This window comes from Pelagovum pacificum (assembly GCF_016134045.1).
GTDB lineage: Bacteria > Pseudomonadota > Alphaproteobacteria > Rhodobacterales > Rhodobacteraceae > Oceanicola > Oceanicola pacificus_A.
On record NZ_CP065915.1, the window covers coordinates 919,183 to 931,492 of the forward strand.

Here is a 12,310-nt window from a genome sequence, read left to right on the forward strand (position 1 = left end):
TCAGACGGGCGGGCGGTGGACCGAGTGGTCCGTCGCCCGCTCGAAGGCATCGGCGATACGGCAGATGCGGGCCTCGGCCCCGTGCCGCCCGATGATCTGCAGGCCGAGCGGAAGGCCGTCGGCCATCCCGCAGGGCACGCTGATCGCCGGGTGGCCGGTGACATTGAACGGGAATGTCCGCATCGGCGTCCAGACCGCACCGTTCTCGAACGCCTTGAACGCGGGTGCGGGGCCGAGGGTCGTCGCGGTGACGATCGCGTCGAACCCGTCGAGCGCCGCATCGACCTGCCGGGCAAGGCGGGCGGCATGGGCGCGGGCGGCGGCGAAGTCCTCCGCCGTCAGGGCAGCGCCGCTGACGAGGTTGATCCGCGCGTCTCGACCGTAGTCGCCATAGCGGCTGGCGAGGCGTTCGGCGTGAACCTCGAGCGCCTCCGCCTGGATGATTACCGAGCCGGCAGCCTCCGCGAGCGCGTAGTCCGGCATCTCGATCAAGTCGACGCCGATACCGAGCCGCGACAGCCCGCCGACCGCGTCGTCGAGCGCCGGCAGAAGGGCGGGGTGGGCCGCCTCGTCCTCCGCCCAGTGCCGCGCGAAACCGATGCGCAGGCCCTCTGGCGAGAGGCCGAGCTCGCGGCTCGCCGGGTCCATGCCCTCGCCCGAGATCGCGTCGAGCATCAGCGCGGCGTCCGAGACGCAGGCGGCGAGCGGGCCGACCGTGTCGAGCGTGCGCGACAGCGGGTAGACCCCGCCATCGGGCACGCGGCCCCGCGTCGGCTTCAGCCCGACGATCCCGCAGTAGGACGCCGGGCTGCGCACGGAGCCGCCGGTGTCGGTGCCGAGTGCAGCGCGCACCATGCCTGCGGAGACGGCGGCCGCCGAACCCGAGGACGAGCCGCCGGTGATGTGCGCGACGTTCCACGGGTTCTTCGCGGGCGGGTAGGGCTGGTCCCATGCCGGGCCGGTCAGCGCGAACTCGTAGGTCGCGACCTTGGCCACCGGGATCGCCCCGGCGCGGCGCAGGGCGGCGACGGGGGCGCTGTCGGTCGCGGCGATCGTCGGATCGACGGCGGTCGAGCCGCAGAAGCCGGGCAGGCCGGCGACGTCCATCAGGTCCTTCACGGCGAAGGGCAGGCCGTGCAGCGGCCCGGCTTCGTCCCCGTCGGTCAGCGCCGCCTGTGCCGCGCGTGCGGCCTCCATCGCGTCGCCCGCGACGGCGGTCACTGCATCAAGCCCGCGCCGCGCCTCGATGCGGGCAAGCGTCGCTTCCATCAGCGCTTCGCACGTGAGCGTTCCGGCCCTCAGAGCGGCCGCCTGTTCCGCCATCGGGCGGTCGATCCACTCACGCATCGTCGGCCTCAGGCAGCGACAGACGCACGGACCGTGCAAGATCGGAAAGCTTGCGGGCCGCGTCCAGCGCGCGGTCCTCGTCCTCGGACGGCAGGGTGATGCCGAGCGCGGCAAGGCGCTGGCGGATGGTTTCGAGCGACAGGGGCTCTTCGGTCATCGGGGATGGCTCCGGACTTCGAGAGGTATTGCATACGTATTCAACATGGGGCAGAAGGCTTGGCAAGAGGCTCGCGCCCGACCGACAGCAGGAGACGACGATGGCGACCACGACCGACAAAACCGAAGACGCGCCGAAGGCGAAGACCCCGGCGCAGCCGAAGGACGACGTGCTTCAGTGCGAACGGCTGGATTTCGTCGATCTCGTGCCCGAGAACCGGCCGCGCGGCCAGTCGATGAAGGGATTCGACGACTGCTACACGGACATCGTCGACTACATCGTGCGCTGTACCCACAAGATCTGGGACGAGCGCGACGTCGGACTGATCTACACCCACTACACCCATAACTGCGTCCTCTACGGAACGATGGGCACCATGTACAACCGCGAGGACGTCGTCCGCGACACGATCCAGCGGCTCGTCTCGCTGCCCGAACGCCGGGGCATGGCGACCCAGGTGATCTGGAAGGGCAACGACGTCGATGGCTTCTACACCAGCCACCTCGTCACCGGCTCCGGGCGGCACAGCCAGAACGGCCATTACGGCCCTGCGACTGGCCGTCCCTTCGTGTCGCGCACCGTCGCCGACTGTATGGTCTACGAGAACAAGATCTACCGCGAGTGGGTCGTCGCCGACCAGATGGCGATCGTCCGCCAACTCGGCCTCGACCCGCACGCCTTCGCCGAGAAGGTCGCCGCGACCAAGCTGGCGCAGGGCCTGAAGAGCCTCGATATCGGTGAGACCGGCCTGATGATGGGTCAATACCCGCCGTCCGAACTGCCGCTCGACACCTCCATCGCGTCGACCGACCTCGAACGGAGCACGCTACAGTGGCTGCACGCGGCCTATAACCGCAAGATGTTCGGCATCCTGCGCGACGTCTATGCGCCGACCGTGATGTACCACGGGCCGCTGATGAAAGAGCTCTACGGCATCACCGCCGTCAGCCACCAGATGATCGGCCTCGTCGGCGCGATCCCCGACGCCGTCTTCATGCCGCAGCATGTCTGTTCGGTCGATTGCGTCGAGGGTGGCACCAAGGTCGCGGTCCGCTGGGTCATGGAAGGCCATCACCTCGGCTTCGGCGGGCTCGAGTCGCTGGGCGATCCGACAGGCAAGCGGGTGCAGGTGATGGGCATGTCCCACTTCCACTACAAGGACGGCAAGATCGTCGACGACTGGACGGTCTACGACGAACTCTCCATGCTGGTGCAGGTGAAGCTCGCGCAGCTCGCCGACCGCCCGGCGGCGATCGAGGCCGCTGAGTAATCAGAAGGAGCAGCCCGAGAGTGGGGGACAAGCCGGTCACATCCGTGGACGTCGCGCGCAAGGCCGGCGTCAGCCAGTCCGCCGTGTCCCGCTTCTTCACCCCGGGCGCGTCCGTCTCCAAGAAGATGGCCGAGCGGATCCGCGTCGCCGCGGAAGAGCTCGGCTATCGGCCGAACGTGCTGGCCCGGTCGCTGATCACCGGCAAGAGCCGGATCGTCGGGCTCGTCGTCCATTACCTCGAGAACCAGTTCTATCCCGAGGTGGTCGAACGGCTGTCGATCGCGCTTCAGGATCAGGGCTATCACGTGCTGCTCTTCATGGCGCAGCGCACCGTCGGCGATGTCGAGGATGTCGTGCAGCGCATCCTCGACTACCGGGTCGACGCGCTGGTGCTGGTGTCCGTCTCCATGTCCTCGACCCTGACCGAGCGCTGCGTCGGGTTGTCGATCCCGGTGATGCTGTTCAACCGCGACCAGCCCGGCAGCGGTCTGCGCGCCGTCACAAGCGACAACCGGGCGGGCGGGCGTCTGGCGGCCGAGGCGCTGCTGGCCGGTGGGCTGCGCCGGATTGCACACCTGCGCGGGTTCGAGGACGCCTCGACCGACCGCGACCGCGCCGACGGCTTTTGCGCCGCGCTGGCCGAGGCAGGCGTCGACGTGGCGATCACGGAGTTCGGCGACTACCATTATGACACCGCCTGCGAGGCGACCCGGCGCATCTTCGACCGCACCGACCGGCCCGACGCGCTCTTCGTGGCGGACGATCACATGGCCTTCGCCGCGCTCGACGTGATCCGCACGGAGTTCGGACTGTCGGTGCCGGGCGATGTGGCCGTGGTCGGGTTCGACGACGCGCCGGCTGCCGCCTGGCCGAGCTTCGATCTCACCACCGTTCGGCAGGACCGTGCGGCGATGGTGGCAGCGGCCGTTGCCGCGACCATCGGCGCGATCGAGGGCGACGAGACGGGCGGCGACCGGCAGCTCGCGCTGCCGGTGACGCTCGTCACTCGTGGGTCGACTCGGCGAGGCTAGCCGCGAAGCGCAGCCCGGCGAGCGCGATCAGCGCCGCGCCGAACATCGCCACCACACTCCACCCCGCCATGACGTAGATCCACGCGCCGAGGGCCGACCCGACGGCCCCGCCGGCGGTGAAGCAGGCCATGAAGACGCCGTTCAGTCGTGCCCGGTTGCCGGGCGCGAGGCCGAAGATCGTGCGTTGCCCGATCACGAAGCTCATCGAGACACCGAGGTCGAGCAGCAACGCGGCGAGGATCAGCAGACAGGTCCCCGTCATCCCGCCTGCAGGCGCGATCCCCGCGATCGCGAAGGCGACGAACCCGGTGAACAGCGCGAAGCCGGTGCCCTGCCGTGACAGGCCCCGGTCGGCGAGCGTGCCGGCGACGGGGGCGGCGATGGCGCTCATCGCACCGGCGAGGGCGAAGATGCCGATCTCCGCGTGGCTCCAGCCCCAGCGGGGGCCGGCGAGCCAGAGCGGCACCGTCGTCCAGAACAGCGAGAAGCCCGAGAACAGCGCGACCTGGTAGAGGATGCGCTGCCGCAGCACCGGCATGGAGGCGAGCGCGCGGCCCATGGAACGCAGGACTGCGGTATAGGGTTCTGACACGGCTGGGCGGCGTTGTGGCAGGCGCGCGGCCAGCGCGGCCAGCAGGCCGGCCATCAGTGCCGCGCTGATCCAGAACATCGCGCGCCAGCCGAGGGCCTCCGCGACGAAGCCCGCGACGGGCCTTGCCAGCATGATGCCAAGCATCAGCCCCGAGGTGACGAAGCCGACCGTGCGGCCCCGCCGCTCTTCCGGGGCGAGGTGAGTGGCATAGGGCACCAGCACCTGCACGCAGACGGACCCGAGTCCGATGGACAGGCACGCGGCGAGGAACAGTGGCGCGAAGGTCGTCGCGCCGGCCAGCATCAGCGCCAGTCCGGCGAGCGTGGTCAGCCCGAGGATCAGGCGGCGGTTCTCCAGCCGGTCGGCCAGTGGCACGACAAGCAGCAGCCCGGCGCCGTAGCCGATCTGGGTCAGAGTGACGACGAAGCCGGCGGCCCGCTCGGACAGGCCGAGGTCGGCGGCGATCGGACCGGCGAGGGGCTGGGCGTAGTAGACGTTCGCCGCGAGCAGCCCGCAGGCGACGGCGAGCAGCGGCATCAGGTAGTCCGGTGCGGTCCGGGGGCTCGATACGGCGGGGGAGGGGGTCATCGGTCGCCCCACGCGCAGATCATCACCGACCAGCCGCCGAGCATTACGTCCGAACCGATCAGGCTGGCGTCCGAGGCCAGAAGCTCGCGCACCGGGCCGGGCCTGTCGGGCAAGGCGAAGGTCTGAGGCGACGCGCCGAAGTTCAGGACGACGGCGATGCCGTCTGCGCCGATTTCGCGGGCGAAGGCGAAGACCTGCGGGTGATCGGGGGCGAGGTCGCGGTAGTCGCCGTAGACCAGCAACTCCTGCGCCTTGCGCAGCTCTATCAGGGCGCGGGTGAAGGCCCACGCGCCGTTCGGGTCCGCCATCGCGGAGGTGGCGTTGATTTCGGCGGAGTTCGGGTTGACCGGCAGCCACGGGGTGCCGCTGGTGAAGCCGCCCTCGGCGGAGGCGTCCCATTGCATCGGCGTGCGGGTGTGGTCGCGGCTCGTCCGGTTCAGGCGGGTCAGGAACGTGGCCTCGTCGGCTGTTCCGGTAGCCTGGGCTGCGGCCCAGGCGTTGCGCACGGCGATGTCCTGGAACTGGCCGATCGCGGTGAAGGGGAAGTTGGTCATCCCGAACTCGTCGCCCTGGTAGAGAAACGGCGTGCCCTTCTGGGTCAGCAGCAGCGCGTTCAGCACCTTGGTCGAGGCGACGCGCCACTCGGCGCTGTCATCGCCGTAGCGGCTGACCGGCCGGGTCGTGTCGTGGTTGGCGAGGTAGACCGTCGTCCAGCCGTGCGCGTCCATGCTGTCGGCCTGCCGGGCGAAGATCTCCTTGAACTCGGGCAAGGTCCAGTCGCGGGGATTGCCGGCCGCATCGCGGTCGAACTCCACCACGTCGAACTGGAAGATCATGTCGAGCTCTTCGCGCCGCTCGTCCACGACGCGGCGCATCTGGTCCTGGTCGAGGCCGTTGCCTTCACCCACCGTGGCGCAGTCGTAGTGCGAGAGCACCTCGCGGCGCATCTCCCGAAGGTAGTCGTGCAGGCGCGGACCCTCGGCGTAGTGCTTCTGCGGCTTGATTCCGGCCGGCAGGTCGGGCAGGGCGGGGTCCTTCGAGATGAAGGGGATCACGTCCATCCGGAAGCCGTCGACGCCCTTGTCGAGCCAGAAGCGCATGAGGTCCCAGACCTCGCCGCGCACCGCGGGGTTATCCCAGTTCAGGTCGGGCTGCTTTGCCGCGAAGAGGTGGAGGTAATATTGCCCCGAGGCCTCATCCAGCGTCCAGGCGGGGCCGGAGAAGAAGCTCGGCCAGTTGTTCGGCGGGCTGCCGTCGGGGGCGGGGTCGCGCCAGATGTAGTAGTCGCGCGTGGCGGCGTCCTTGCCCTGACGCGCCTCGGCGAACCATGCGTGCTCATTGCTTGTGTGGTTGACGACGAGGTCGACGATCAGCCGGATGCCGCGCGCATGCAGCCCGTCGAGAAGCGCGTCGAAATCGTCCATGGTGCCGAATTGGGACATCACCGCGCGGTAGTCGCGGATGTCATAGCCGTTGTCGGCGTTCGGGCTGTCGTAATGCGGCGAGAGCCAGACCATCGTGACGCCAAGGTCCGAGAGGTAGTCCAGCTTGCTCACGATCCCGGCGAGGTCGCCGACTCCGTCGCCGTCGCTGTCCATGAAGCTGCGCGGGTAGATCTGGTAGGCGACCGCCTCCTTCCACCACCGCCGCGCGATGCCGTTCACCCGCTCCGGGGTGGTCTCTGTCTTGTCCTTGGGCATGTCTTGGTCTTTCGTCAGGCGGCCGTCAGCGCGGGTTCGATCCGCTGTCCCGTGGTGCCGTCGAAGATGTGGCTGACCTCGGGCGTGACCTTTGCGCGGACGGTCTCACCGATCTCGAGGCTCGCCGACTTGTCGGCCTTGAGCGAGATCAGATCCTCGCGCGCGCGGATCGCGAACATGGTGGAATCGCCGAGCCGCTCGACCGAGTAGACCGGCGCGGCGAGATTGCCGCCTTCGCTGACGACTTCCACGTCCTCCGCCCGGAAGCCGAGCGTCGCGGGTCCACTGTGGCGGTGGGCCAGCCCCTCGACCGTGAGGACCGGAGAGCGGAAGGTGCCGCCCGACATCTCGCCCTCGATCAGGTTCATCGCCGGGGCGCCGATGAAGCCCGCGACGAAGGTGTTGGCGGGCTTGTTGTAGATCTCCATCGGCGGCGCGATCTGCTGGGCGATGCCGTGGCGCATCACGACGACACGGTCGGCCAAGGTCATCGCCTCGACCTGGTCGTGGGTGACGTAGACCGTCGTCGTCTTCAGCTCGTGGTGGAGGTTGGCGATCTGGGCCCGCGTGGACACGCGCAGCTTGGCGTCGAGGTTCGACAGTGGCTCGTCCATCAGGAAGGCGTTCGGCGCACGCACGATGGCGCGGGCGAGCGCGACCCGCTGGCGCTGGCCGCCGGAGAGCGCGGCGGGACGGCGGTCGAGGAACTGGGTCAGCTCGACCATCTCGGCCGCCTTCATCACGCGGGCCTTGTGCTCCGCCTTCGGGACCTTCCGGATGCGCAGCGGGAAGCGGATGTTCTCGTAGACCGACATGGTGGGGTATAGCCCGTAGCTCTGGAACACCATCGAGATGTCGCGGTCCTTCGGCTCCAGCTTGTTGACCATCCGGTCACCGAGCCAGATCTCGCCTTCGGTCACGTCTTCGAGGCCCGCGATCATCCGCATCGTGGTGGACTTGCCGCACCCCGAGGGGCCGAGCAGGACGAGGAATTCGCGGTCGGGAATGTCGAGGTTCAGGTTGTCGACGCCGACGAAGTCGTTCCAGCGGCGGGTGATGCCCTTCAGCTTGATTTCGGCCATCGGGATTATCCTTTCACGGCGCCGGCGGTCAGGCCGCCCACGATCTGGCGTTGGAAGAACATGATGAGGATGAACAGCGGCACCGTGGCCGAGACCACCGAGGAGACCGCGAACATCACGTTGCCCTCGCTCTCGATCGAGCCGAGGAAGGACGCGATCTTCGGGATCATCGTCTGGTTCTCCTGGCTCAGCAGCATCGCGGTCACCGCGAAGTCGTTGTAGGCGAGCAGGAAGCTGAACAGCCCCGTGGTGATGATGCCCGGCCACATGACCGGCACGATCACCTCGCGGAATGCCTGGAAGCGGGTGCAGCCGTCGACCATCGCGCTTTCGTCGAGGTCCTTGGGGATCGACAAGAAGAAGCTGTGCAGCATCCAGAGCGTGAAGGGCTGGTTGATCGCCACCAGTACGATGATCGCGGTCGGCAGAGTGCCCCAGATGTTCAGCTCGAAGAACGGGACGAGGTAGCCCGACACCAGCGTGATGTGTGGCATGGCGCGGAAGATCAGGGCGAGGATCAGGATCCAGAAGGCGTAGCGGTAGCCCGACCGGGCCAGCGCATAGCCCCCGAGCGTTCCGACCACCAGCGACAGGATCGTCACGGTCACGGTCACGAAGGCGGTGTTGAGTACGGCGCGCCAGAACTCGTTCTGGATCCACGCGCCCTCGTAGCCGTCCATCGTGAACGCGTCGCCGGTCTGGCGGATCGTGTTCACGCCGGTGATCGCGTTCGTCCAGTCGGTGCGCGAGAAGAAGTCGGGTTCGACCTTGAACGAGCCCCACGTGGTCCAGAGGAACGGGAAGCCTGCGACGACCAGCCAGATCAGAACGAATGCGGTGGCCAGTATGGTCAACGTGCGGTTGGGGCGGTGTGGGGTCGTGGTAGCGGACATGACGCGGCCCTCCTTAGTGGGCGCCCTTGCGCGAGAAGTCGCGCCAGGTGCGGATGAGGACGGGGAAGAGCAGGATGATGACGAAGAAGATCGTCAGCATCGACGTCGCGGCGGCGGAGCCGAACAACTGTCCGTTCTGCGCCTGCAAGTCGTTGTAGATGCTGAAACTCAGCGACGTGGCCCGGGCCTGCGCGTTGAAGCCGATGATCGGTTCAAGCACGCGGAAGTTGTCCATCAGCTGCACCAGCGACACGAAGGTGGCGAGCGGGATCAGGTGCGGGATGATGACGAAGCGCACGCGCTCCCACCGGTTCGCCCCGTCGATCATCGCCGACTCCAGCGTGTCCTGTGGAACGGTCTGAAGCCCTGCGTAGAAGACGACGAAGCTGAAGGGGGCCGCGATCCAGATGCCGTAGAGGAACAGCATCACCCATGTCAGCGGGCCGGAGGCGGCGATCGACAGCGTCGGGTCCTGCGCCAGCCATTGCAGCAGGCTGCCGAGGATTCCCCGGCTGTTAACCATCCAGAAGATCACCAGCGAGCCGATCAGCGGCGTGATGATCATCGGCAGCAGCGATACGAAGATCACCGGCCCCTTCAGCATGTTCGGGATGCGGTTCACCGCGAGGGCGATCCAGAAGCCGAGGAACATGCCGCAGGGCGTGACCAGGAACGTGTAGCAGATCGTGAAGAACAGGGCCCGGTAGAAGGGCAGCTGGTAAATCCGGTTGATCGCCTCACCGAAGCTGTCGGCATTCTCGAGGATCGCACCGATCTCGGCGAAGGCGAGGTGGTTGCGGTTCAGGTAGGTGCCGAGGCCGTTGAACCGGCCGAGCGGCTCGGCCTCGCGAAGCGCGGCGGTCGCCTGGGCGTCGACCCGGGTCTCCTGCGTGCAGCCACCGAAGGGGGAGCAGCTCTCGACCTCGACCAGCACCTGCTGGTGCTCGACGAACAGCGACTGGATCACGATGGAGACGAGCGGCAGGGCGATGAACAGCAGCATCGCGACGGCGGAGGGGAGGATGAACCATGCGAAGGCCTTGTGGGGCACGGCGCGCTCCTTCGTTCTGGGGGCTGGCGTCAGGGTCGCGCTTGCGACGGTCCGGTCCGATTGGGACCATGTCGGGCCCGGCCGCCCAAGGGGGAGGAGGAGGGGCGGCCGGGCCCGGTATCAGGACGGGCTTCAGTTCATGAAGCCGCGTTCCTGAGCTGCGGCGGTGTAGGCGGCTTCGACACCTTCGAGCGCCTGTTCGGCGGTCTCGTTGCCCTGCAGGAAGTCGACCAGTTCGGTGCCGAGGGCCGAGTGCATCAGGTCCATGTAGGGCAGCGTCGGGTAGGCGAGGCCACCCTCGGCGACGTTGGCCATGATGCCGACGGCGTTGTCGGTCGGCTCGTAGCCGTCGATCATCCAGCTCGCGCCGGTCGGGTGCTCGCCGGCGAGCTCCGGGGCGATCGCATTCATCATCACCTGGAACGACGCGGCCGCATCTTCGTCGGAGATGTTGGCGGAGATCGAGAAGCCGTCCCAGAACAGCGCGCCGCTCGGGATACTGTTCTCCCCGAGCGTCGGCGCGGCGGTCAGCACAGTGTTCGGCGCCACCTCGGGGAAGTCGCCCTCCACGTCGATCAGCGGACCGGCCTGGCTGGCCCAGAGGTTCATGATCGCGGCTTCACCCGCGCCCCACTTCTTGGAGGCTTCGAGCGAGCCGACCGACAGGTAGTCGGGGTCCATGTACTCGGTCAGCGCCTTCATGGTCTCGAGAACCTCGATCCCGGCTTCGCCGTTGATCGCCGGCTCGGCCGAGCCAGGCTCGAAGAAGGGCTCGCCGGTCGCGGTGTACATGTTGATGAACTCTTCCGCGAGCTCCCAGCCCGGAGCGTAGGCACCGGTCAGCGGGTACTCGAGGATGCCGGCGGCGCGGATCGCTTCGGCGGCGTCGATCACTTCGGCCCACGTGGTCGGCGTCTCGGTGATGCCGGCCTCTTCGAGGATGTCGGAGCGCGTGAACAGGTGCATGCCGTTCACCATGAAGGCGATCGCCATGATCTGGCCGTCGATGCGGATGATCTGCGCATCGGACAGTTGCTCGCCATATTGCTCGACGAGGTCGTCCATCGGGCGGACGAGGTCAGCGTTCAGCAGCGGCGGCAGGGAGTTGTTGGCGATGACCGCGACCGTGTATTCCGCCGGATTGATGGAGAGGGCGGGAACCTGAAGGTTCTTGTGCTCTTCCGTCTGGTTGATCGACACCGTCAGGTCGTCCGTGGCGCAGGAGCTTGCGCGCTCCATGACGAGATCAAGCGCGCCGAAATCGTTGGCAAGGATGCGGACGGAGCCGCTGTCGGTGATGCCGCAATCGGCGCTTGCGACTGCCGGAAACATGCCCAAAAGGGCAGCAGCGGAGACACTGGTCAGCTTGTTCATGTAGAGGTCCTCTCTGCGGTGCGAACGTTTTTCGAGTTCTTGTTGTCTTTTTGCTGTTTTGCATTCGTATGCACAAACCATTTCACCGTGCAATGCGGATAATCCGGCGAACCCCTGATTGCCGGTGTAACTGCTTAATAATTAATCGGTGGCTGCTTAGAAACGTGCGCTCTGGCGTTCGACGAGCTCTCCGCGGACGTCGAGATCGCGCAATGGCGAATCGGGCGCGCGGCTTCGATCATCGAGGAGCGACGCCGCATTCTCGGCCAGCGCTCCGAGATCCTGCCGCACGGTTGTGAGCAGGTAAGAGGGGCGCGCGGCCTCGGGAACATCGTCGAAGCCTACGACGGAGACGTCCTGCGGCACCGCGAGGCCGAGGTCGTAGCGCAGGGCGTCGGTGGCGCCCATCGCGAGCTGGTCATTGACACAGAAGACGGCGTCGGGGGCAGGGGACGCGCCCAACGCGTCAAGCATCGCCGCGCGCCCGCCGGCATAGGAGAAGTCGGTGACGACCGACCGGGGGCGGACGGCGCCGAGTTCTTCCAGCCGGGCGGAGAACCCCTCCGCCCGCTCATGCCCGACGGGCGCGTCGGCGGGACCGGCGAGGCACAGGAACGACCGGTGCCCCGCCTCCCAGAGCCGGTCGGCGAGCCGGGCGGCGGCGGCGTGATGCTCCGTGCAGACGGAATCCGCGAGCCCGCGCGCCCGGCGATTATAGAGAACGACGGGAATGCGGTTCATCCGGAAGCCGTCCAGATGCTCCGCTGTCAGCGTCACGCAGGAGATCGCTCCCTCAAGCGGATAGCTCCATGCTTCGCTAACCGCGTTCTGGACGTCGCTCTCGTCCGCGGGGGAGAACAGCAACATTCGCTGGCCCCGCCGGCCCAGCGCCTGGCTTATCGCGGTCAGCATCTCGGGCATGGCGAGGATGGATTGACGGGTGACGATCACGGCCACCATGCCGGAGCGACTGGTGATGAGCGACCGCGCCAGCGCGTTCGGCGTGTAGCCCATCCGCGTGGCCACGTCGCGCACATGCTCGCGCGTCGCGGCGGAAATCCGGCTGTCGTCGCTGAAGCTACGGGAGACGGTCGATTGCGAGACCCCGGCCTCGCGCGCGACATCGGATGCGGTGACCCGCTTGCCGATCGCCGTCTGCGGTCCCGCGTTGCCCATCGACCTGGCCTCTCCCGTGTCGTTTGTCCCTGTCATCCAAGGATTTTTC

The 12,310-nt window shown here is 67.6% G+C and carries 11 protein-coding genes; 2 read left to right on the forward strand and 9 right to left on the reverse strand.

Annotated elements, in window-relative coordinates; translation table 11 throughout:
• Both I8N54_RS04670 and I8N54_RS04675 read right to left on the reverse strand, forming a co-directional pair.
• Positions 1 to 1,347, reverse strand: coding sequence for an amidase (locus tag I8N54_RS04670; RefSeq protein WP_140193675.1), 1,347 nt, complete (start codon positions 1,345 to 1,347; stop codon positions 1 to 3).
• A complete protein-coding gene (locus I8N54_RS04675; RefSeq protein ID WP_197097506.1) occupies positions 1,340 to 1,504 on the reverse strand; it encodes a hypothetical protein in 165 nt (54 codons plus the stop codon). The genes I8N54_RS04670 and I8N54_RS04675 overlap by 8 nt, the downstream gene beginning before the upstream one ends.
• A gap of 100 nt (positions 1,505 to 1,604) precedes the next feature.
• Here I8N54_RS04675 and I8N54_RS04680 point away from each other — a divergent pair, with 100 nt between their 5' ends.
• The gene (locus I8N54_RS04680; protein WP_140193674.1) at positions 1,605 to 2,774 is read left to right on the forward strand and encodes a nuclear transport factor 2 family protein; all 1,170 of its coding nucleotides are present in this window, start codon (positions 1,605 to 1,607) and stop codon (positions 2,772 to 2,774) included.
• Between the two features lie 20 nt (positions 2,775 to 2,794).
• Complete coding sequence (locus I8N54_RS04685; protein WP_140193673.1) at positions 2,795 to 3,805, forward strand: LacI family DNA-binding transcriptional regulator; 1,011 nt, start codon at positions 2,795 to 2,797, stop codon at positions 3,803 to 3,805.
• On the opposite strand, the gene I8N54_RS04690 is transcribed toward I8N54_RS04685, so the two are convergent.
• The 7 genes from I8N54_RS04690 to I8N54_RS04720 all read right to left on the reverse strand — a co-directional run bounded on the left by I8N54_RS04690 (position 3,777) and on the right by I8N54_RS04720 (position 12,261).
• On the reverse strand, positions 3,777 to 4,985 hold the full coding sequence (locus tag I8N54_RS04690) for an MFS transporter (protein ID WP_140193672.1): 1,209 nt from the start codon (positions 4,983 to 4,985) through the stop codon (positions 3,777 to 3,779). The two genes, I8N54_RS04685 and I8N54_RS04690, sit on opposite strands and share 29 nt — an antisense overlap.
• On the reverse strand, positions 4,982 to 6,685 hold the full coding sequence (locus I8N54_RS04695) for a glycoside hydrolase family 13 protein (protein ID WP_140193671.1): 1,704 nt from the start codon (positions 6,683 to 6,685) through the stop codon (positions 4,982 to 4,984). Before I8N54_RS04695 ends, I8N54_RS04690 begins: the two co-directional genes overlap by 4 nt.
• A 14-nt stretch (positions 6,686 to 6,699) precedes the next feature.
• Positions 6,700 to 7,767, reverse strand: coding sequence for an ABC transporter ATP-binding protein (locus I8N54_RS04700; protein ID WP_140193670.1), 1,068 nt, complete (start codon positions 7,765 to 7,767; stop codon positions 6,700 to 6,702).
• Positions 7,768 to 7,772: 5 nt separating this feature from the next.
• Positions 7,773 to 8,660 (reverse strand): carbohydrate ABC transporter permease, encoded by an 888-nt coding sequence (locus I8N54_RS04705; RefSeq protein WP_140193669.1) that lies wholly within the window; start codon positions 8,658 to 8,660, stop codon positions 7,773 to 7,775.
• A gap of 13 nt (positions 8,661 to 8,673) precedes the next feature.
• The gene (locus I8N54_RS04710) at positions 8,674 to 9,711 is read right to left on the reverse strand and encodes a carbohydrate ABC transporter permease (RefSeq protein WP_140193668.1); all 1,038 of its coding nucleotides are present in this window, start codon (positions 9,709 to 9,711) and stop codon (positions 8,674 to 8,676) included.
• A gap of 132 nt (positions 9,712 to 9,843) precedes the next feature.
• Positions 9,844 to 11,085 (reverse strand): ABC transporter substrate-binding protein, encoded by a 1,242-nt coding sequence (locus I8N54_RS04715; protein ID WP_140193667.1) that lies wholly within the window; start codon positions 11,083 to 11,085, stop codon positions 9,844 to 9,846.
• A gap of 156 nt (positions 11,086 to 11,241) precedes the next feature.
• The gene (locus I8N54_RS04720) at positions 11,242 to 12,261 is read right to left on the reverse strand and encodes a LacI family DNA-binding transcriptional regulator (RefSeq protein ID WP_197097505.1); all 1,020 of its coding nucleotides are present in this window, start codon (positions 12,259 to 12,261) and stop codon (positions 11,242 to 11,244) included.
• Positions 12,262 to 12,310: the final 49 nt, after the last annotated feature.